The sequence below is a fragment of the Diaphorobacter sp. MNS-0 genome, assembly GCF_019602835.1.
GTDB classification, from domain to species: Bacteria; Pseudomonadota; Gammaproteobacteria; order Burkholderiales; family Burkholderiaceae_C; genus Diaphorobacter; species Diaphorobacter nitroreducens.
This window is the reverse complement of the sequence record NZ_CP080761.1, coordinates 575,679-594,953: the sequence shown is the minus strand read 5'-3', so window position 1 is coordinate 594,953 and position 19,275 is coordinate 575,679. Positions and strand designations below refer to the sequence as shown.

At 68.1% G+C, this 19,275-nt stretch carries 20 protein-coding genes; 6 read left to right on the top strand and 14 right to left on the bottom strand.

Going from position 1 to position 19,275, the window contains the following annotated elements:
* Positions 1-120 precede the first annotated feature (120 nt).
* Both K2L43_RS02895 and K2L43_RS02890 read left to right on the top strand, forming a co-directional pair.
* Entirely contained in the window at positions 121-594 is a 474-nt protein-coding gene (locus tag K2L43_RS02895) for a phasin family protein (protein ID WP_123674923.1), read from the top strand.
* 92 nt (positions 595-686) lie between these two features.
* Positions 687-1,349 carry a TetR/AcrR family transcriptional regulator gene (locus tag K2L43_RS02890; RefSeq protein WP_123674922.1) on the top strand — a complete coding sequence of 221 codons (663 nt, stop codon included), beginning with the start codon at positions 687-689 and terminating at the stop codon, positions 1,347-1,349.
* 21 nt (positions 1,350-1,370) lie between these two features.
* Here the strand turns inward: K2L43_RS02890 and K2L43_RS02885 are convergent, their stop codons facing one another.
* Positions 1,371-2,147, bottom strand: coding sequence for a type III pantothenate kinase (locus K2L43_RS02885; protein ID WP_011803993.1), 777 nt, complete (start codon positions 2,145-2,147; stop codon positions 1,371-1,373).
* 155 nt (positions 2,148-2,302) lie between these two features.
* On the opposite strand from K2L43_RS02885, the gene lysM reads away from it, so the two are divergent.
* Positions 2,303-2,791: a peptidoglycan-binding protein LysM gene (gene lysM, locus K2L43_RS02880; RefSeq protein WP_172205784.1), complete on the top strand. Its 489-nt coding sequence runs from the start codon at positions 2,303-2,305 to the stop codon at positions 2,789-2,791.
* Positions 2,792-2,884: 93 nt separating this feature from the next.
* Here lysM and K2L43_RS02875 read toward each other — a convergent pair whose 3' ends face one another.
* From K2L43_RS02875 to K2L43_RS02820, 12 genes are all read right to left on the bottom strand, one after another.
* A complete protein-coding gene (locus tag K2L43_RS02875; RefSeq protein WP_370567729.1) occupies positions 2,885-3,334 on the bottom strand; it encodes a rhodanese-like domain-containing protein in 450 nt (149 codons plus the stop codon).
* Between the two features lie 29 nt (positions 3,335-3,363).
* Complete coding sequence (locus K2L43_RS02870) at positions 3,364-4,284, bottom strand: M48 family metallopeptidase (RefSeq protein WP_088887696.1); 921 nt, start codon at positions 4,282-4,284, stop codon at positions 3,364-3,366.
* A gap of 1 nt (position 4,285) precedes the next feature.
* Positions 4,286-5,035: a 1-acyl-sn-glycerol-3-phosphate acyltransferase gene (locus K2L43_RS02865; protein ID WP_220638471.1), complete on the bottom strand. Its 750-nt coding sequence runs from the start codon at positions 5,033-5,035 to the stop codon at positions 4,286-4,288.
* A 77-nt stretch (positions 5,036-5,112) separates the two neighbouring features.
* On the bottom strand, positions 5,113-5,688 hold the full coding sequence (gmhB, locus tag K2L43_RS02860; protein WP_220638470.1) for a D-glycero-beta-D-manno-heptose 1,7-bisphosphate 7-phosphatase: 576 nt from the start codon (positions 5,686-5,688) through the stop codon (positions 5,113-5,115).
* A gap of 84 nt (positions 5,689-5,772) precedes the next feature.
* The gene (gene glyS, locus K2L43_RS02855) at positions 5,773-7,935 is read right to left on the bottom strand and encodes a glycine--tRNA ligase subunit beta (protein WP_103738548.1); all 2,163 of its coding nucleotides are present in this window, start codon (positions 7,933-7,935) and stop codon (positions 5,773-5,775) included.
* Between the two features lie 30 nt (positions 7,936-7,965).
* Positions 7,966-8,919 carry a glycine--tRNA ligase subunit alpha gene (gene glyQ, locus K2L43_RS02850; protein WP_011803986.1) on the bottom strand — a complete coding sequence of 318 codons (954 nt, stop codon included), beginning with the start codon at positions 8,917-8,919 and terminating at the stop codon, positions 7,966-7,968.
* Positions 8,920-9,025: 106 nt separating this feature from the next.
* Entirely contained in the window at positions 9,026-10,249 is a 1,224-nt protein-coding gene (gene fabB / locus K2L43_RS02845) for a beta-ketoacyl-ACP synthase I (protein ID WP_011803985.1), read from the bottom strand.
* The gene (gene fabA / locus K2L43_RS02840) at positions 10,246-10,770 is read right to left on the bottom strand and encodes a bifunctional 3-hydroxydecanoyl-ACP dehydratase/trans-2-decenoyl-ACP isomerase (protein ID WP_220638469.1); all 525 of its coding nucleotides are present in this window, start codon (positions 10,768-10,770) and stop codon (positions 10,246-10,248) included. Before fabA ends, fabB begins: the two co-directional genes overlap by 4 nt.
* Before the next feature lie 183 nt (positions 10,771-10,953).
* Positions 10,954-12,552, bottom strand: coding sequence for an apolipoprotein N-acyltransferase (gene lnt / locus K2L43_RS02835; RefSeq protein WP_220638468.1), 1,599 nt, complete (start codon positions 12,550-12,552; stop codon positions 10,954-10,956).
* Positions 12,552-13,430: an HlyC/CorC family transporter gene (locus tag K2L43_RS02830; protein ID WP_041835866.1), complete on the bottom strand. Its 879-nt coding sequence runs from the start codon at positions 13,428-13,430 to the stop codon at positions 12,552-12,554. The genes lnt and K2L43_RS02830 overlap by 1 nt, the downstream gene beginning before the upstream one ends.
* 93 nt (positions 13,431-13,523) lie before the next feature.
* Positions 13,524-14,252 carry a GNAT family N-acetyltransferase gene (locus tag K2L43_RS02825; protein ID WP_196994450.1) on the bottom strand — a complete coding sequence of 243 codons (729 nt, stop codon included), beginning with the start codon at positions 14,250-14,252 and terminating at the stop codon, positions 13,524-13,526.
* A gap of 180 nt (positions 14,253-14,432) precedes the next feature.
* Positions 14,433-14,918 carry an Lrp/AsnC family transcriptional regulator gene (locus tag K2L43_RS02820; protein ID WP_011803980.1) on the bottom strand — a complete coding sequence of 162 codons (486 nt, stop codon included), beginning with the start codon at positions 14,916-14,918 and terminating at the stop codon, positions 14,433-14,435.
* 185 nt (positions 14,919-15,103) lie between these two features.
* Between K2L43_RS02820 and hppD the strand changes: the two genes are divergently transcribed.
* The 3 genes from hppD (at position 15,104) to phhA (ending at position 18,205) form a co-directional block, all read left to right on the top strand.
* On the top strand, positions 15,104-16,222 hold the full coding sequence (hppD, locus tag K2L43_RS02815) for a 4-hydroxyphenylpyruvate dioxygenase (protein WP_047350074.1): 1,119 nt from the start codon (positions 15,104-15,106) through the stop codon (positions 16,220-16,222).
* A gap of 89 nt (positions 16,223-16,311) precedes the next feature.
* On the top strand, positions 16,312-17,280 hold the full coding sequence (locus K2L43_RS02810; protein WP_103738544.1) for a tripartite tricarboxylate transporter substrate binding protein: 969 nt from the start codon (positions 16,312-16,314) through the stop codon (positions 17,278-17,280).
* Positions 17,281-17,365: 85 nt separating this feature from the next.
* Positions 17,366-18,205 carry a phenylalanine 4-monooxygenase gene (phhA, locus tag K2L43_RS02805; RefSeq protein WP_220638467.1) on the top strand — a complete coding sequence of 280 codons (840 nt, stop codon included), beginning with the start codon at positions 17,366-17,368 and terminating at the stop codon, positions 18,203-18,205.
* Positions 18,206-18,223: 18 nt separating this feature from the next.
* Here phhA and K2L43_RS02800 read toward each other — a convergent pair whose 3' ends face one another.
* Positions 18,224-19,135, bottom strand: a complete 912-nt coding sequence (locus K2L43_RS02800) for a triacylglycerol lipase (protein WP_220638466.1) — start codon at positions 19,133-19,135, stop codon at positions 18,224-18,226.
* Between the last annotated feature and the right edge of the window lie 140 nt (positions 19,136-19,275).

Here is a 19,275-nt window from a genome sequence, read left to right as displayed (position 1 = left end):
CCATCGGCATGCACATGCCTGTAACAAACTCCCGTGACGGGATTTAGGGCGCTGCACCTACATGCGCACGCTGGAGGGCGCCCACAATCACCATTCAGGCCAATGCACAAGGAGTCTCCTATGCCCCACGTTCCTCCCGACGACGACACCGACCCCGCGCGCGAATTCCCACGCATGGCCCGGGAGTCCGCACAGCAAATCTGGCTGGCTGGCCTGGGCGCCTTTGCCAAGGCCCAGGCCGAGGGCGGCAAGGTCTTTGAGGCCCTGGTGCGCGAGGGCATGGCACTGCAGCGCAAAACCCAGGACACCGCCCAGGAGCATTGGGGCGAGGCCGCGCAGCGCATGGGGCAGATGGCCTCGGGACTGGGCGAGCGCGCCGCCGGCCAGTGGGACCGGCTGGAGGGCATCTTCGAGGAGCGCGTGTCCAAAGCCCTGCAGCGCCTCGGCGTACCCACCGCGCAGGAAGTGCAAGCCCTGCACGAGCGCATCGACGCCCTCACGCAGGAATTGCAAGCGTTGCAGGAGCGCCAAGCCGACCGCGACGGCGTGACAACAGCGCCGCCGCCGTCGCGCCCATCCACCCACGAGGGTTGAACGACCCTCCGCATCAACCCGGCTGTGCACCCGCGGGCGACTGGAGTAGATTTCCGGAGCACGACAACGCCCCCGATGGGAGGAGACAGCCCATGGCGAAGAAAGCTCCCCGCCGCACCGCCGAGCGCATCCTGGAGTCCAGCCTGGCGCTGTTCAACCGCTTTGGCGAGCCCAACGTCTCCACCACGGCCATCGCCGCGGACCTGCACATCAGCGCTGGCAACCTCTATTACCACTACCCTGCCAAGGACGAGATCGTCAACGCGCTCTTCGCGCGCTACGACGAGGCGCTGAGCGGCCTGCTGCACGCGGGTGCGGACGTGCAGGACGTGGAGGACGCGTGGTTCTTCATGCACACGCTGTTCGAGTTGATCTGGCAGTACCGCTTCTTCTACCGCGACCTGAACAACCTGCTGTCGTGCAACCGCCGGCTGGAAGAGCAGTTCCCCGTGCTGCTACAGGCCAAGACTGCCGCCATGCACGATCTGCTGCAGGCACTGCGGCGCCGTGGCGCCTTGCAGATGGAACCGGCGGACGCCATGCAGCCTACCGCGACCAGCATGGTGGTGGTGCTGACCTACTGGCTCAGCTTCGAGTATGTGCGCGCCCCGCGCCAGGCACTGGAACCCGAGAGCGCGCAGGCTGCGCTGCTGCACGGCGCGCGGCATGTGCTGGGGCTGCTCATGCCCTACCTGGAGCCCACCCAGCGTGCGCACCTGGCGCGGCTGGTCGGGGCCTACGACCAGGCCACTTAACACCCGCGCTGGCGGGCCGTGTCAGGCCGGCAGCTCGGCAAACCGGCGCGCCGCGATCTCCAGCAGGCCGTCAAAGATCAGGTTTTCCACCAACTCGAACGGGCGCGTCATGCTTGGCGCCATCTTCCAGCCCGCGCCACCGGTCATCATGCAGGCGGGTTCCTGCCCGCAGTGCTGCCGCAGGTGCTGGTACATGCGCTCCACCGCGCCGGCAATGGCATAGGTGCCGCCGCTGGTCAGCGCATCGCTGGTGTTGGATGGGAACAGGCGCACCTCGCCCGTGGGCACGTGCAGCCCCGCGGTGCCGGACTCCAGCGCGCGCAGCATGATGCCGTGGCCGGGCAGGATCAGGCCGCCCAGGAAGCGCCCCTCCGCGTCCAGGGCCTCCACCGTCACGGCGGTGCCCACCATCACCACGATCAGCGGCCGCGCGGGCCCCTGGGCCAGCAGGCGGTGGCGCGCACCGATCATGGCCACCCAGCGGTCCGCGCCCAGGCGGGTGGGATGGTCGTAGCCGTTGATGACGCCGGCTTCCTGCGCCGACGGCACCACCCAGCGCGCGGGCACGTCCCACAGCTCCATCTGCTCGGCCACGCGGCGCTTGACCGCGTCGCCCGCCACCACGCAGCCCAGCATATGCCGGGGCGCGGGCAGGTGGGACCACGGGCCCTCGGCCAGGCGTTCGATATGGTCCAGGAATTCAGCGCCATGGGCCAGCAGGCCGGCACCGGGCTGCGCTGCGTCGAACAACGCCCACTTGAGACGGGTGTTGCCCACGTCGATGGCCAGGAAAGTCATGGCGCGGATTATCCGTTTTTTGCCTTTGCCTCCCGCAGAGCGCCGCAAATGCACGCGCTGCCGCCGGCGCGGGCGTTTTTCCGACATGGCGGTGCCGGACAGTACGGCTATAGTGGTCCCGACCGTTTCTGCAACCCCCAGAAGGAGAGAAAGCCATGGGTCTTTTCAGTTTCATCAAGGAAGCCGGCGAGAAGCTGTTTGGCGGCAAGGACGCGCAGGCTTCCACAGCCGCCGCGCCCACGCAGGCCGAGCTCAACGACAAGGCGGGCAAGGCCATCGAGGCCTACATCGCGTCGCAGAACCTGGGCGTGAGCGACGTGCAGGTCCAGTTCGAAGGCCCCGAGGGCAAGGTGACGGTGAAGGGCACCGCACCTACGCAAGCGGCCAAGGAAAAAGTCACCCTCTGCTGCGGCAACGTGGCCAGCGTGACCAGCGTGGACAACCAGATGAGCGTGACCAACCCCGAGCCCGAAGCGCAGTACCACGACGTGGTGCGCGGCGACACGCTGAGCGCCATCGCCAAGAAGTTCTATGGCGACGCCAACAAGTACCCGGTGATCTTCGAGGCCAACAAGCCCATGCTGACCCACCCCGACAAGATCTACCCCGGCCAGAAGCTGCGCATTCCACCGCTGGCCAAGTAAGCCCCGGCAATCTCAAGCCAAAACGGCTGCCAGCGCTTGCACATCAAGCGCTGGCAGCTATTTTTTTGAGAGCAAAAAACTCCAGCAACCCGCTCAGCCCTGCCGCCACGGCAGGCCGCGAAAGCGCCAGCCGCTGCGCCGGTTGCGCTGGCCGTTCTCGTCCGGCTCGCCCTCGAAGCCTTCCAGGATGTTGTAGGCCGTGATGCCCAGCTCGGTCGCGCGCCGCGCCGCGGCCACCGAGCGCACGCCGCTGCGGCACAACAGCACCGCCGTGCCGCCGGGCGGCACTGCCGCGCGCAACTGCGCGTCAAAATCGGCATTGGGCTGCATGCCGGGCCATTGCTTCCAGGCCGCGGCCACGGCGCCGGGCACGAAGCCCACCCAGTCGCGCTCGGCATCGGTGCGCACGTCCACCAGCACCGCCTGGCCGGCGCGCACCCATTGCCACGCCAGCGGCGGGCTCACGTCGCCGGCGTAGCCCTCGGCGGGCAGGGGTTGCTCAGAAGCGTGGAGGTCGGGCGTGGGCGTGTTCATGGCGGCCATTCTGGCAGACCATGGCCGCCGCGCGCCCATCAGTCCCAGGGCGGCGCGGGCTGCTCGCGCAGGCTGCGGCGCAGCGCGGCGTAGTCGGGCACCACGGTGGCCACGGTGTCCCAGAAGCGCGGGCTGTGGTCCATCACGCGCAGGTGCGACAGCTCGTGCGCGACCACGTAGTCGATGATGGCCGGGCGGTAGTGCATGAGCCGCCAGTTCAGCCGGATGGAGCCGTCGGCCCGCGCGCTGCCCCAGCGGGTGTTGGCGCTGGACAGGCGCAGCCGCGTCCAGCGCACATCCAGCAGCGGCGCGAAGTGGTGCAGCCGCTCGGTGAAGCAGCGGCGCGCATCGCGCATCAGCCAGGCCTGCACCGCGTCGCGCACCTGGGCGGGCGCGGCGCTGCGCGCCAGGGCGATGCGCAGCGCGCGACCGGTTGCGCCGCCCTGCTCCTCGAGCGCTCCACCGCGCGCGGCGAAGCCGTGCGTAGGGTCCAGCACCACGGTGAGCGGCTCGCCCAGGTAGGGCAGCACGGCGCCGTCGCCCCAGACGATGCGCGCGCGCTCTTCCTGCTGGCGGCGCGCCTGCTGCTCGCCAAGCTTGCGCAGGATCCACGGCGCCTTGTCGCGCAGCGCGGCATCCACGCCCGCCAGCGTGACCCAGGAGGGCGCGCGCACGGACAGGCCTTCGGGCCCCACGGTGAAGCCGATGGAGCGCCGGCGCGCACGCTGCAGCGCATAGGCCACCACCGCGTCGCCCAGCAGCACCTCGCGGCTGGCCGCCGGGTGGCGGAACACGGCGGGCGTGAGCAGATCGCCCAGCGGCGGCGCTGGCGCTACTAATAAAGGAGCTTCTGGCGCTTGCTGGACGGGCGCTATCGCCCTTTTTGGCTGTGGCACTCCGGAATCCGGGCTGCTCCCGCCGCCCAGGAAGTCCAGCGCCAGCTGCACCAGCCGCTGCATGTCAGCCGGCGGCGGGGGGGTAGGCGTCGGGGTCCAGGCGGCGCATCTCGCCCTCGATCCAGGCCTCGACCTCGCGCATCAGCTCGTCAGGCTTGCGCCCCTCGGTGGGGATGGGCCGGCCGACGGACACGTGCACCACCCCCGGGCGCTTGATGAAGGCCTTGCGCGGCCAGACCGTGGCCGAGGTCACGGCGATCGGCACCACGGGCACGCCGGCGTCGATGGCCAGGCGCGTGCCGCCGCTCTTGTAGTCGCCCTTGGCGCCGCGCTCGACGCGCGTGCCCTCGGGAAACATGATGACCCAGGTGCCCTTGGACAGCAGGCGGCGGCCCTGCTGCAGCACCTTGGCAAAGGCGCGGGCGCGCTGGCCACGGTCGATGTGGATCATGTCCAGGCTGCCGATGGACCAGCCGAAGAACGGCACGGAAAGCAGTTCCTTCTTGAACACGTAGGCCAGCGGGTGCGGCATGATCGCCGGCATCAGGAAGGTCTCGTAGGTGGACTGGTGCTTGACCAGCAGCACCGCGCCCTGCTGCTCGCCCTGGGGCAGGTGCTCCATGCCGGTGATCTGCGTGCGGATGCCCAGCAGCCAGCGCGCCGAGTCGATGCACAGCTTCAGCCAGGCGCGCGCCACGCGGTAGCGCGCCGCCGGGCTGCCGCCCAGCACACGCACCAGCAAGATGCCCAGGGTGTAGGGGACTACGGTGACGACCATCACCAGCAGATGAAGAATGGAGCGGATCAGTGCCATGAAGCAGTTTTCAGTGTTTTTGGCCTCTAGCGCCCATACAGTAAGCGCCAGCAGCTATCAATTCAATAGTCTTCGCATCACAGGGCCACGGGCAGGCTGGCGCCGTTCTGCGGGGCGATGAAATCCGCCAGCGCGCCCAGGCTGGCATGGGCGCGCGTGCCGGCGGGCCAGCCGGGCGGCAGGCTCTGGCGCGGGTCCAGGTGGGCCGAGCGACCGGTGCAGACCATGTGCAGTTGCGCGCCCAGCTCGCTCGCCGCCTGCAGGTGGGCCGCACTGCTGCCCGCCACCAGAATTTCCTGCCCCTCCGCGCCGTAGCGATCGCGGATCTGCTCCATCAGGCCCGGAGCGGGCTTGCGGCAGTGGCATTGCTCGCTCTCGGTGTGGGGGCAGTAGAACACCGCGTCGATGCGCCCACCCAGCGTGGCCAGCTGCCGGTGCATCTTCGCGTGGATGGCCACCAGGGTCTGCGCATCGAAGAGGCCGCGGCCCAGGCCCGGCTGGTTGGTGGCCACCACCACATGCCAGCCCGCGTGGTTCAGCCGCGCCACGGCCTCCAGCGCGCCAGGCACCGGCACCCATTCGTCGGGCGAGGCGATGAAGCCATCGCCCAGCGCGTTGAGCGTTCCGTCTCGTTCCAGGATGGCGAGTTTCATGGCGCGATTATCAAAGCAACGCTGCCGCGCCGCCCGCGTCCGCCGTCACCGGCGTAACGGTCCAGGCCCCACAGCCGCGCACGGTCACACCGCCAGGCGCGAGAGGTCGGCCACGCGGTTCATCGCCATGTGCAGCTTCTTGAGCAGGCCCTGGCGGTTCAGGCGCAACGCCAGCTCCTCGGCATTGACCATCACGTCGTCGAAGAACGCGTCCACGGGCGCGCGCAGCACGGCCAGGGTTTGCAGGCTGGCGGTGTAGTCGCCGCTGTCGAACTGGGCGTTGGCCTCGGGCACGAAGCGCTGCAGCGCGGCGTACAGGTCCTTCTCGGCGGGCTCCTGCAGCAGTTCCTCATTCACGTGCGGATCCACCTCGCCGGCCTTCTTCAGGATGTTGGTCACGCGCTTGTTGGCAGCGGCCAGCGCGGGCGCTTCTTCCAGTTGGGTGAAAGCACGCACGGCCTCCAACTGGCGGGGCACCAGGGCCAGGCGCTGCGGGCGCAGGGCGATGACGGCGTCCACCTCCTGCGCGCTGTATCCCTGCTCGCGCAGGGAGCCAGCCAGGCGGTCGTAGATGAAGTCGGCCAACTGGGCGCTGGTGTCCTCGATCTTGTCGCCGAAAGCCGGCACGGCGCTGGCCAGCAGCGCATCCAGATCCAGCGGCAACTCCTTCTCGACCAGCATGCGGATCACGCCCAGCGCATGGCGGCGCAGCGCAAACGGGTCGCGGTCGCCCGTGGGCAGGTTGCCGATGCCGAACATGCCCACCAGCGTCTCCAGCTTGTCGGCCAGCGCGACGACCACGCCCACGTTCTCGCGCGGCAGCGCGTCGCCGGCAAAGCGGGGCTTGTAATGGTCCTCGATGGCGTGCGCCACCTCGTCGGGCAGGCCGTCGCTCACCGCGTAGTAGCCTCCCATGATGCCCTGCAGCTCGGGGAACTCGCCCACCATGTCGGTGACCAGGTCGGTCTTGGCCAGCAGCGCGGCGTTGTCCACGCAGGTCAGCAGATAGTCCTGGGCGATCTCGCCTTCCTGGGAGTCCAGCGCCGCGTTGCCTTGCGCAAGCGCCGTGAACAGCTGCGTGGCGATGGCCTTGGCGATATGGCGCACGCGCTCCACGCGTTCGCCCTGCGTGCCCAGCTTGTTGTGGTAGACCACCTTGGCCAGTTGCTCCACGCGGCTGACCAGGGTCTTCTTGCGGTCCTGGTCGAAGAAGAACTTGGCGTCCGCCAGGCGCGGGCGCACCACGCGCTCGTTGCCCTGGATGACGGCGCTGGCGTCCTGCGGGCTGATGTTGCTCACCACCAGGAACTGGTGGGTGAGCTTGCCCTCGGCATCCAGCAGCGGGAAGTACTTCTGGTTGGCCTTCATGGTGAGGATCAGGCACTCCTGCGGCACGGCGAGGAACTCCTTCTCGAATTCGCAGACCAGCACGTTCGGGCGCTCGACCAGCGCCGTTACTTCGTCCAGCAGGGCGGCGTCTTCGATCGGCCGCACGCCACCGCCTACACGGTCGGCGGCCGCCTGCAGCTGGCGCGCGATCTCGGCGCGGCGCTCGGCAAAGCTAGCAATCACCGCGCCTTCGCTGCGCAGTTGCTCGGCGTAGCTGTCGGCGCTCTGGATCACGACCGGGTCCACGGAGGCCTCGAAGCGGTGGCCGTGCGTGGTGTTGCCGGCCGTCAGGCCCAGGGCCTGCACGCCGACGAGCACCTGCGTGCCGTGGAGCGCCACCAGGCCGTGCGCCGGGCGCACGAAATGCACGCTGGTCCAACCGTCCTGCAGCTGGTAGCGCATCACCTTCGGGATCGGCAGCTTGGCAATGGCTTCGTCCAGCGCCTTCTGCAGGCCGTCGGCCAGCAGCGCGCCCTTGGCCATGCTTTCAAAGAACAGCACCTCGGCCTTGCCGTCGTGCACGCGCTTGAGCTGCGGCACGCTGGCGGCGTCGGCGCCCAGCGCGGTCAGCTTCTTGAGCAGCGCCGGCGTGGGCTGGCCGCTCGCATCCAGACCCACGGCCACGGGCATGAGCTTTTGCGACACCGCCTTGTCGGCCGCGGCGGGCAGCACTTCGGTGATGTGCGCCGCCAGCCGGCGCGGCGAGGCAAAGGCGGTGAGCTGCGAATGTGCCGAGGTCAGGCCTTGCGCCTGCAGTTGCTCCAGCAGCACGCCCGCAAAGGCATCGCCGAGCTTTTGCAGGGCCTTCGGGGGCAGTTCTTCGACAAACAGTTCGACAAGAAGATTCTGGTGATTCATGGTGTGTTTCTCGCTGCGCGGCGCGTGCGCTCAGGCGGCCTTCTTGTTCTGTTGTTCCGCGGCCTTGGCCAGTTCGGCCAGCACCTCGTCGGCATGCGCCTTGGGCGCCATGGGGAAGCCCAGGCGCGCACGGCTGTCCAGGTAGGCCTTGGCCACGGCGCGCGCCAGGTTGCGGATGCGGCCGATGTAAGCGGCGCGCTCGGTCACGGAGATCGCCCCGCGCGCATCCAGCAGGTTGAACGTGTGCGCCGCCTTGAGCACCTGCTCGTAGGCCGGCAGCGCGAGCTGCTCGCCCATCAGGTGGTTGGCCTGCTTTTCATGGGCGCCGAAGGCGGTGAAGAGGAACTCGGCGTCGGAATGCTCGAAGTTGTAGGTGGACTGCTCCACCTCGTTCTGGTGGTACACGTCGCCATAGGTCAATTTCGCGCCATTCGGGCCCTCGGTCCAGGTCAGGTTGTAGACGTTGTCCACGCCCTGCAGGTACATGGCCAGGCGCTCCAGGCCGTAAGTGATCTCGCCCGTGGCGGGCTTGCAGTCGATGCCGCCGACCTGCTGGAAATAGGTGAACTGCGTCACCTCCATGCCGTTGAGCCACACCTCCCAGCCCAGGCCCCAGGCGCCCAGCGTGGGGTTCTCCCAGTCGTCCTCGACGAAGCGGATGTCGTTCTTCTTGAGGTCAAAGCCCAAGGCTTCGAGCGAGCCCAGGTACAGCTCCAGGATGTTGTCGGGCGCGGGCTTGAGCACCACCTGGTACTGGTAGTAATGCTGCAGGCGGTTGGGGTTCTCGCCATAGCGACCGTCCTTGGGGCGGCGGCTGGGCTGCACGTAGGCGGCCTTCCAGGGCTCCGGGCCCAGAGCTCTCAAAAACGTAGCTGTATGCGACGTACCGGCGCCCACTTCCATGTCATAGGGCTGCAAGAGTGCGCAACCCTGGTCGGCCCAGTAGGACTGCAGTTTGAGGATGATTTGTTGGAATGTCAGCATGGCTGTGTGTCTGAGAGAGCGGGCGCGCTCGCACGCGCGAACCGGCAATTTTAGGCGTCCAAGCAAAACGGGGGCCGCAGCCCCCGTCGTACCTGGCCCGAGGCCGTCACTGGCCTTGCCAGCGGCGCAGCACCAGGCTGGCGTTGGTGCCGCCAAAGCCGAAGCTGTTGGACAGCACGTGGGTCAACTGCGCGTCGCGCGTCTGGGTCACCAGCGGCATGGAGCCGAGCAGCGGGTCGGGTGTCTCCACGTTGGCCGAACCGGCGATGAAGCCCTTGTTCAGCATGATCAGGCAGTAGATCGCTTCCTGCACGCCGGTGGCGCCCAGCGAATGGCCGGTGAGCGACTTGGTGCTGGAGAACGGCGGCACGGCCTCGCCGAACACCGCCTGCATGGCACGCACTTCCTGCATGTCGCCCACAGGCGTGGAGGTGCCATGGGTGTTGATGTAGTCGATGGGTGCGCCCAGTCCTTCCATGGCCTGCTGCATGCAGGCGATGGCGCCGTCGCCCGACGGGGCCACCATGTCCTCACCGTCGCTCGTGGCGCCGAAGCCCACGACCTCACCCAGGATGGTGGCGCCGCGTGCCAGTGCATGCTCCAGGCTTTCCAGCACCACGGCACCACCGCCGCCGGCGATCACGAAGCCGTCGCGGTTGGCGTCATAGGCGCGCGAGGCCTTCTCGGGCGTGGCGTTGTACTTGCTGGACATGGCGCCCATGCCGTCGAACAGCAGCGACATGCCCCAGGACAGCTCTTCGCCGCCGCCGGCGAACATCACGTCTTGCAGGCCCCAGGCGATCTGCTGCGCAGCGGCGCCGATGCAGTGCGCCGAGGTGGAGCAGGCCGAGGTAATGGAATAGTTGATGCCCTTGACCTTGAAGTTGGTTGCGAGGCACGCCGAGACGGTGGAGCTCATGCAGCGCGTGACCTGGTAGGGTCCCACGCGGCGGATGCCCTTTTCGCGCAGCGTGTCGGCCGCCTCGATCTGGTTGGCGGGAGAGCCGCCGCCCGAGCCCATGATGAGGCCGGTGCGCGGGTGGCTGACCTGTTCGGGGGTGAGGCCGGCCTGCTGGATGGCGTCTTCCAGGGCAATCTGCGCATAGGCCGCGGCGTCGCCCATGAAACGCAGCTGCTTGCGGTCGATGCGCGCCTCGACGTCGATCTCAGGCACACCCGCCACCTGGCTGCGCAGGCCTAGCTCGGTGAACTGGGGCACGGCCTTGATGCCGGAGCGGCTGGCGCGCAGCGCCTCCTCCACGGTCTGCAGATCGTTGCCAATGCACGAGACGATGCCCGCGCCCGTGATCACCACCCGTTTCTTGGTCATGCTGCGCTTCCCTGTGCGTCGCCTTCGCGCAGGAACAGACCCACGCGCAGGTCGTTGGCCACGTAGATTTCCTTGCCGTCGGCCAGCAGGCGTGCATCGCCGATGGCCATGTTGAGTTTGCGCTTGATGACGCGCTTGAGGTCGATTTCGTAAGTCACGAGCTTCACGTCCGGGCCCACCTCGCCGGTGAACTTGACCTCGCCCGCGCCCAGCGCGCGGCCACGGCCCGGCAGGCGCAGCCAGGTGAGATAGAAGCCGATGAGCTGCCACATGGCATCCAGCCCCAGGCAGCCGGGCATGACCGGGTCACCCTGGAAATGGCAGGCAAAGAACCACAGGTCGGGCTTGACGTCGAGTTCGGCCACGATCTTTCCCAGGCCATGCGCGCCGCCGTCGGTGTCGATGTGCGTGATGCGATCGAACATCAGCATGGGGGGCAGGGGCAGGCGCCCGCTGTCCGGACCGAACAACCGGCCCTCGCCCGAGGCGATGAGTTGTTCGTACGAGAAGGAATCAGCCATTGTCAATCGTGCTCCAGACGGCCCGTGCCGTCGCGGTAGGTGGTTGTCGTTGATGCAAAAAAATCAGCGCGCGGCCCGCGGCCACGGGCGGCGAAGGCCCTCTATTATCCAGGCTCGCGCGCGCTCTGGCCTGTAACCGTGCCCCGGGAAAGCCCGCTGGCTACCGCGCCGGGATGATCTGGATCAATTTCCAGCCCGCGCCCGCCCTGTGCGCCCGCGCAGGCACCAGGCCAGCCCCGCCACTGCAAACCCGAGCGCCCACAGGGGCCAAAGCCCCCAGCGCGCCACCCACCGGGCGTACGGCGTGGCGGCGCCACCACGCCCCTGCACCTGGGCGCGCAGCACGCCGCGCTGATAGGCCGGCATGCGGTGCGTGACCTGCCCGCGGTGGTCGATCACCGCCGTGGCGCCGGTGTTGGTGGCACGCACCATGGGACGCTCGAACTCCAGCGCGCGCAGACGGCTGATGGCCAGGTGCTGGTCCACCGCCACGGTGTTGCCGAACCAGCCGATGTTGCTCAGGTTCACGAGGATGGTCGGGCTGCTCGCCGGGTCGAGAAAGCGCACGCCGATTTCCTCGCCGAACAAGTCCTCGTAGCAGATATTGGGCGCTATGCGCTCGCCGGCCCACGCCAGCGCCGGCTGACCCACCGCGCCGCGGTTGAAGTCGCCCAGGGGGATGTTCATCATCTCGGTGAACCAGCGGAAGAACGGCGGGATGAACTCGCCGAACGGCACCAGATGGTGCTTGTCGTAGCGGTAGGGCTGCGGCTGCTCTGGCGCAAAGCCCAGCACCGAGTTGGTATAGCCCTCTTCCAGGCTGCCCAGCGGGATGCCCAGCAGCAGCGCCTGGCCGCCCGCGGCATAGCGCTCGGCCATGCCCTCCAAATAGCCGGGCACCAGCTGCTGCGGCAGCAGGGGGATGGCCGTCTCGGGCGCCACCACCAGGCTGGCCTTGGCCGCGTGGATCTGGTCGTAATACCACTGCAGCGCCATCGGCACGCCACTGCCGGGCTGGAACTTCTCGTCCTGCGGGATGTTGCCCTGCAGCAGCGCCAGCGACAGCGGCGCATGCACGGGCGGCGGGGCACCGCAGCCCTCGACGGCGCAGTGGCGCTGCCAGGCGGCCCCTGCCCCCACGGCCGTGAGCGCCAGGACCAGCGCCCAGGCACGTGCGTTGCGCAGGTCGGCGCGGCGCGCCTGCGCCAGCAACATGGCCAAGAGCGCCGCCGCGGCACCGATGCCGTACACGCCCACGCTGCGCGCCAGCGCGGCCAGGGGCCCCTGCACATGCGCGTAGCCGCCTGCGCCCCACGGAAAGCCGGTCCACCATTGGCCGCGCGCCAATTCCGCCAACAACCACAGCGCAGCAAAAACGATAGCTGCCAGCGCTCTATGGACGGGCGCTAGAGCCCAAAAACATGCAGAAACCGCTGCGTAATAACTGCCGAGGAACGCCGCCAGCCCCAGCACCGCCAGCACGGCCAGCGGCGCGGCCAGTCCCCCATACGTGTGCATGGAGATGAACAGCCACCAGAACGTGCCCGCGAGCCACGCCGTGGCGAACACCCAGCCCAGCAGGCCGGCCCGGCGTGTACCACCGGCGCCCAGCAGCACATGCGCCCACAAGGCCAGCGACAGGATCTGCAGCCACCACAGCGGCTGTCCGCCCCAGGGCCAGGCCAGCGATGCGGCCTGCGCCAGCCCGGCCACCAGTGCCAGCACCCAGGGCAACGGGCCGCGGCGCGGTGCGTGCGCGGCCAGGGGCGGTGCGACGGCCATCAGCGTTCGGACTCGGGCGTGGCCGCCGCCGGTGCGACCTTGAACCAGCGCACCGACCCGCCCTTGGTGTGCATCACCACAAACTGCAGGCCGCCGAGCACCACGGACTCTCCCTTGCGCGGCATGCGGCCCAGCTCGTGCGCGATCAGGCCGCCGATGGTGTCAAAGCTCTCATCGGGGTCGCTGCCCTGCAGCGCCACGCCGAAGGCCTCGGCCACGCGCTCCACGGGCGTGTCGCCGCTCACGCGGAAGGTGCGGTCGGCCAGGCCGAAGATGTCGCCCTCGTCCTCGGGGATGTCGAATTCGTCCTCGATCTCGCCCACGATCTGCTCGATCACGTCCTCGAACGTCACCAGACCGGCGATGCGGCCGAACTCGTCGATGGCGATGGCCATGTGGTTGCGCGTGTTGCGAAACTCACGCCCCAGGTCATGCAGGCCCTTGCTCTCGGGCACGAACAGCGCCGGGCGCACCAGCGTGCGCACGTTCAGCCCCGGCGAGCGCCAGAGCTTGAGCAGATCCTTGGCCAGCAGGATGCCGATGATGTTGTCGCGCTCGCCCTGGTACACCGGAAAGCGCGAGTGCGCGGTGTGCAGCACCTGGTGCATGAGCTCGTCCACCGGCGCGTCGATGTCCAGCATGTCCATGCGTGGCGCGGGCACCAGCACGTCGCCCGCGGTCATCTCGGCCATGCGCAGCACGCGCTCCAGCATCACCCGCGCATCGGCATTGATGACGTCGTTGTCCTCGGCCTCGGCCAGCGTGGCGATGAGCTCGGCCGTCGAGTCCGGCCCGGGGTTGATGAACTCGACGAGGCGCTGCAGGAACGTGCGCTTGTCCTCCTTGTCGGAGGCGCGCGCAGGGTGGGGGTCGGACACGGGGACGGGTGCAGGTTGTGCAGGGAGTGGATCAGCCCCCAAGGATAGCGGATCGCCCCGCGCACCCGCGGGGCACGCCGGGGGCGCGCCTGCCTACTCGGCGGCCTGGTGGCGGCCGTCGCGCACGCCCTGGCGGATTTCCTGCAGGTCGGCCAGGAAACGCCAGAACTGCCGCGCCTGCTTCTTGAGCTGGTAGTCCACTTCGCCGAAATGCTCGGCCATGATCTCGGACACGCGCGTGTCGAAGCGCGCGGGCGGCAACTGCAAGTACGCCTCGGACTCGGATCCGTCGCGGCGCACCGTGGCGCCGGCATTGCGCGCGATCTTGAGCATGGCCGTGTTCTCGGTGAGCGCGTGGATGAACATCATGCTCACGCCGCGGTTGCGCGCCAGCATCACCGCGCGCTCGAACAGCCGCGCGCCGTAGCCGCGCCCGCGCGCCGTGGCCGAGACCGAGACGCCGAACTCGGCGCAGCTTTCGTACTCACCCGATGGCGCAAACGCCACATGGGCCATGGCGATCAACTCCAGGCGGCGGTTGAAGATGCCGAACACCTCGTCGCGCGAGAAGTCCAGCAACTCGGCGTAGCGGCGCACCTGGTCGTCGTTGGCGGCGTAGCCAAAGCGCAGGTAGCGGTCGCGCGGCTCCAGGCGCAGCAGGTGGGCGGCAATGCGCTCGCGGTGCTGCGGGCCGAGCGAACGGATGGGCACCATCACAGTGTTCATGGCAAAACCTCGGTGGAAGCGTCCCCCGGCGGCGGGGCGCAGCATTTGTCGCCCTGCATTCCAGGAAGCGCGAAGCCAGTCTTTGGTTGAAAGCATGATGCGGCCGATTCTAGGGTTTTCCCTAGGAATCTGGGGCGCATATGCTGCAATGCAACAAAAAAGTGGGGGAAATCGGATCCAAGGGAAAAATGGCCTCTAGCCCTTACCCAGTAAGCGCAAGCAGCTATCAATACAGGACTTCCTCTGTCCGCCACGCGACTGCCGTGCCTTTTTTATCTACACCGGCAGGGCGGTAGTGGCCTTGACCCGGTCCAGCACGAAGCTGGTCTTGCAGTCCTGCACGCTGGGGTGCTTGAGCAGCGTGTCCATGATGAAGCGGCTGTAGTGCGCCATGTCGGCCACCACCACGCGCAGCAGGTAGTCCATCTCGCCGGTGAGCGACGCGCACTCCACCACCTCGGGCCAGGTCTGCACGCTGGCGCGGAACAGGTCCATCGGGTTGCGCTTGTGGCTCTCGGTGTGCTTTTCCAGGCGCACGTTCAGGTAGGCGGTCAGTCCCAGGCCCACGCGCTCGGGGCGTACCAGTGCCACGTAGCGGTCGATCACGCCCTCTTCCTCCAGCCGCTTGGCGCGGCGCAACACGGCGCTGGGCGACAGGCCCACCTGTTCGCCGATCACGTCATAGGTCTCGCGGCCGTTGTCCTGCAGGCGGCGCAGGATGGCACGGTCCAGCTTGTCGAGGGCGGGGGTGCGTTCGCTCATGGCGGCGGATTCTAGGCAAGCGCCGCACGAGACGCACCCGCGTGTTCTTTAACGCGAAATGACTGCACATCGCATTGACGTTGCGCAACATTCCTGCATATCCACACTCAAACCCGTGCGCATTCGCCAGAAACATGAGCCCCGCCCCTCCTACAGTGAAGCGACACACCCTAAGGAGACTGCCGATGACTGCCGCCCTGCCCCTTCGCGCCACCCACGACGCCGACGCCTGGGAGAACCCCATGGGCCTGATGGGCTTCGAGTTCGTGGAGTTCACCTCGCCCACCCCGGGGCTACTAGAAGCGGTGTTCGAGAAGCTGGGCTTTACGCTCGTGGCGCGCCACCGGTCCAAGGACGTGCTGCTGTACCGGCAGAACCAGATCAACTTCATCCTGAACCGCGAGCCGGCCAGCCAGGCCGCGTACTTTGGCGCCGAACACGGCCCCTCGGCCTGCGGGCTGGCCTTTCGCGTGAAGGATTCGCACCAGGCCTACCGGCGTGCGCTGGAGCTGGGCGCCCAGCCGATCGAGATCCCCACCGGTCCCATGGAACTGCGCCTGCCGGCCATCAAGGGCATCGGCGGCGCGCCGCTGTACCTGATCGACCGCTTCGAGGACGGCAAGTCCATCTACGACATCGACTTCGACTTCCTGCCCGGCGTGGACCGGCGCCCGGTGGGGCACGGCCTGAACGAGATCGACCACCTCACGCACAACGTGTACCGGGGCCGCATGGGATTCTGGGCCAATTTCTACGAAAAGCTCTTCAACTTCCGCGAGATCCGCTACTTCGACATCCAGGGCGAGTACACGGGCCTGACGTCGAAGGCCATGACCGCGCCGGACGGCAAGATCCGCATCCCGCTGAACGAAGAGGCCAAGCAGGGCGGCGGGCAGATCGAGGAATTCCTGATGCAGTTCAACGGCGAGGGCATCCAGCACATCGCGCTGATCTGCGACTCGCTCGTCGAGGTGGTGGACAAGCTGGGGCTGGCGGGCGTGCCCCTGGCCCCGGCGCCCAACGACATCTATTACGACATGCTGGACACCCGCCTGCCGGGTCACGGCCAGAACGTGGCGGAACTACAGGCGCGCGGCATCCTGCTGGACGGCACCACGGCTGACGGCACACCCCGTCTGCTGCTGCAGATCTTCTCCACGCCCATGCTGGGGCCGGTGTTCTTTGAGTTCATCGAACGCCAGGGCAACTACCGCGAGGGTTTCGGCGAAGGCAACTTCAAGGCGCTGTTCGAATCGCTGGAGCGTGACCAGATCCGGCGCGGCGTCCTGCAGACCCAGGCGTGAGCCCTGGGCGCGGCCCGCCATGGAATGACGCACTGCAACAACGGCTTTCTATACTGAGCGCCCTTTCAAAGAGACTCGGGAGAAATTCAATGTTGCGTCGCCGTCAATTGGTGGGTTCCCTTGCGCTGTGCATGGCTTGCGCCGTACAGGCACAGAACGCATCCGCCCCCATGACCATCGTGGTGCCCTACGCGGCCGGAGGCCCGCTCGACAAGAGCGCGCGCATCCTGGCCGAAGGGGCACAGGCCCAGCTCGGGCCCATCCAGGTGCAGAACAAGCCGGGCGCCGGCGGCAACCTGGGCGCAGACACGGTGGCCAAGGCGCCCAAGGGCGGCAACCTGCTGGTGATGGGTGCGGTCGCCACCCATGCCGTGAACCCCTGGCTGTACAAGAATTTCCCCTACGACCCGGTCAAGGATTTCACGCCCATCGTGCTCGTCGCCCGCACACCGAACGTGCTGGTGATGAGCGCCGAACGGGCCAAGGCGTTGGATATCAGCACCACCACCGACCTCGTGAAGTACATGAAGGCCCACCCGGACCAGCTCAAGTACGGCTCGGGCGGCAACGGCAGCATCGGCCACATCGCCGGGGAGATGTTCAAGTCGCTCACCAACACGCGCATGCCCCATGCGCCCTTCCAGGGCGCGGGTCCGGCGCTCAAAGCGCTACAGGACGGCGGCGTGGACATCGTGTTCGACAACCTGGCGTCGTCACTGCCGCTGATCCAGGGCGGCAAGCTTAAGGCGCTGGGCGTGACATCGCTGGGCAGCGACGACGCCCTGCCCCACGTGCCCAGCATCAACAGCGAGGTGCCCGGCTTCAACGTGTCCACCTGGTTCGGGCTGTTTGCCCCCGCCACGCTGCCCGCCGCCGATGCACAGAAATACGCCACGGCGTTCTCGAAAGCCATGCACTCGCCGGCCGGCAAGGCGCAGTTCCAGAAGATGGGCCTGACGCCCGAAGAACTCACGCTGGGCGGCTTCGGCAGCTTCGTGCGCTCGGAACTGGGCAAGTACGAATTCCTCATCAAGGCCGCCAAGATCCACATCGACTGAACGCCGTCCTGCACTCCCGCCCGCCGGCCCACACCAGGCCGGCGGTGCACGACGACGGCGTGGTTCCAACAAGGAGACAAGCACCATGGGACAAGCCCCCGTCGTCTACGGACAATCCAGCCGCCCGCCGCGCGGCGACTATTCGCGTGCGCAGGAGGATTACACCTGCGCGCAGAACTTCGCAGCCTACACCGCCGCCGACCACGACACCTACCACCGCCTGTACCAGCGCCAGTCGGCCCAGCTGCAGGGCCTGGCGAGCGAGGCCTTCATCCAGGCCCTGCCGCTGCTGGGCGCCAAGGAGCGCATCCCGCGCTTCGATGACGTGAACGAGCGCCTGTACCGCGCCACGCGCTGGGAGCTGGTGGCCGTGCCGGGACTGATCCCCGAGGTGCCGTTCTTCTCGCTGCTGGCGAACCGCAAATTCCCGGTCACCGACTGGATCCGCACGCCCCAGGAGTTCGACTACATCGTCGAGCCCGACGTGTTCCACGACCTGTTCGGCCACGTGCCGCTGCTGTTCAACCCGGTGTTTGCCGACTATGTGCAGCGCTATGGCGAAGGAGGCCTGAAAGCGGCGGGACTGGGCGCCTGCGAGATGCTCTCGCGGCTGTACTGGTACACGATCGAGTTCGGCCTGATCCGCGAGCAAGGCGGGCTGCGCGCCTGTGGCGCGGGCATCCTCAGCTCGCGCGGCGAACTGCCCTACGCCGTGCACAGCCCCGAGCCGCAGCGCCTGCCACTGGAGCTGGAACGCACCATGCGCACGCGCTACAAGATCGACACCTACCAGCAGACCTACTTCGTGATCGACAGCTTCGAGCAGCTGTTCGAACTCACGGCGCAGGATTTCGCGCCGATCTACGAACGGCTGCGCGGCCAGCCCGAGTTCGCGGCCGATGCGCGCGAGCCGCTCCCGGCCTGAAGCGCGTCGCCGACACGCTCAGGGCTGCTCGAGCAGCGCCAGGCAGTCCTGCAGCACGCGCGGGTGAAACGCCATCTCCACGTGCGCCACCCCCTCGATGAAGCGGTTGTCCGCGCCCTGCAGCATTGCGGCCGCGGGCGGATAGACCACGTTGTCGCAGTTGGAGTACCAGCACACGAAGACTGCGGCGCGTGCCGGCGGCTCGTCTTGACCCAACTGGCGCACCCAGGGGCCGTGCAACCGCATCTGCCGGCCATTGGTGCTGCGTGCGCCGCGCGCGGGCCAGGTGCCGTGGTGCGGCGATCCCAGCGTGACGATGCGGTGCACGCGCTGCTCGCTGCCCGGCACGGCGCGCAGCCAGGCGCGTGCGGCCAGACCGCCCATGCTGTGGCCCACGATCAGCGGCACCCGCCCAGTGGCCTCGGCCACGCGGCGCACGGCATCGTCGATGGTGCGGCAGTAATCGTCGATGGAGCCGAAGGCGGGCTCCAGCGTCACGGCCACAAAGGCATGGCCGCGCGCACGCAGCAGCGCCAGCCAGGGCGTCCAGAACCCTCGGTTGCACAGGAAGCCGTGCACCAGCACCACGCCGCGCGGGCCGGGCACGTCCGACGCGCGCGGTGGCAGCCAGTCCGACACGGCCTGGTGGCGGAACGGCTGCCACCAACCGAAGACCAGGCTGGCCCAGCGTGACTCGGCCCACCAGGCGCGCAGCAACTGCCCGGCGCGCGGACGCGGCGTCGCATCCCCCCGGCAAACCCAGGCCATCAAGAAAAATTGCGGCGCCATGCCCAGGCGGAACATCAGCGGGACCGCGGCCACGCCCGCCAGCGCCAGCGCCGGCGAACGGGCCCAGAACCAGGCCATCCAGCCCGCGATCAACAGCAGATGCACGGCCACCGCCCAGCGTTGCCAACGCGCGTTCGTCATGAAGCTCCCTTGTGGTGGTTGTGGTGTGTCGCTTGGGTGACCTCTGCGGCATCCGGACTAGGACAAGCCCGGTATGGCGCGTGCAAGGCCACTTCCACAATCGGTGCGATCTTGCCCCATACCGCAACGAGGACCCTTGC

Excerpts from the sequence above, each read along its gene's own strand:
- K2L43_RS02895 (WP_123674923.1), top strand. The coding sequence starts at position 121 with ATGCCCCACGTTCCTCCCGACGACGACACCGACCCCGCGCGCGAATTC.
- K2L43_RS02800 (WP_220638466.1), bottom strand. The coding sequence starts at position 19,135 with ATGACGAACGCGCGTTGGCAACGCTGGGCGGTGGCCGTGCATCTGCTG.
- K2L43_RS02875 (WP_370567729.1), bottom strand. The coding sequence starts at position 3,334 with ATGGCCGCCATGAACACGCCCACGCCCGACCTCCACGCTTCTGAGCAA.
- phhA (WP_220638467.1), top strand. The coding sequence starts at position 17,366 with ATGGGACAAGCCCCCGTCGTCTACGGACAATCCAGCCGCCCGCCGCGC.
- K2L43_RS02825 (WP_196994450.1), bottom strand. The coding sequence starts at position 14,252 with ATGCTTTCAACCAAAGACTGGCTTCGCGCTTCCTGGAATGCAGGGCGA.
- K2L43_RS02820 (WP_011803980.1), bottom strand. The coding sequence starts at position 14,918 with ATGAGCGAACGCACCCCCGCCCTCGACAAGCTGGACCGTGCCATCCTG.
- lnt (WP_220638468.1), bottom strand. The coding sequence starts at position 12,552 with ATGGCCGTCGCACCGCCCCTGGCCGCGCACGCACCGCGCCGCGGCCCG.
- gmhB (WP_220638470.1), bottom strand. The coding sequence starts at position 5,688 with ATGAAACTCGCCATCCTGGAACGAGACGGAACGCTCAACGCGCTGGGC.
- hppD (WP_047350074.1), top strand. The coding sequence starts at position 15,104 with ATGACTGCCGCCCTGCCCCTTCGCGCCACCCACGACGCCGACGCCTGG.
- K2L43_RS02810 (WP_103738544.1), top strand. The coding sequence starts at position 16,312 with ATGTTGCGTCGCCGTCAATTGGTGGGTTCCCTTGCGCTGTGCATGGCT.
- glyQ (WP_011803986.1), bottom strand. The coding sequence starts at position 8,919 with ATGCTGACATTCCAACAAATCATCCTCAAACTGCAGTCCTACTGGGCC.
- K2L43_RS02885 (WP_011803993.1), bottom strand. The coding sequence starts at position 2,147 with ATGACTTTCCTGGCCATCGACGTGGGCAACACCCGTCTCAAGTGGGCG.
- K2L43_RS02890 (WP_123674922.1), top strand. The coding sequence starts at position 687 with ATGGCGAAGAAAGCTCCCCGCCGCACCGCCGAGCGCATCCTGGAGTCC.
- fabB (WP_011803985.1), bottom strand. The coding sequence starts at position 10,249 with ATGACCAAGAAACGGGTGGTGATCACGGGCGCGGGCATCGTCTCGTGC.
- fabA (WP_220638469.1), bottom strand. The coding sequence starts at position 10,770 with ATGGCTGATTCCTTCTCGTACGAACAACTCATCGCCTCGGGCGAGGGC.
- glyS (WP_103738548.1), bottom strand. The coding sequence starts at position 7,935 with ATGAATCACCAGAATCTTCTTGTCGAACTGTTTGTCGAAGAACTGCCC.
- K2L43_RS02865 (WP_220638471.1), bottom strand. The coding sequence starts at position 5,035 with ATGGCACTGATCCGCTCCATTCTTCATCTGCTGGTGATGGTCGTCACC.
- K2L43_RS02870 (WP_088887696.1), bottom strand. The coding sequence starts at position 4,284 with ATGCAGCGGCTGGTGCAGCTGGCGCTGGACTTCCTGGGCGGCGGGAGC.
- lysM (WP_172205784.1), top strand. The coding sequence starts at position 2,303 with ATGGGTCTTTTCAGTTTCATCAAGGAAGCCGGCGAGAAGCTGTTTGGC.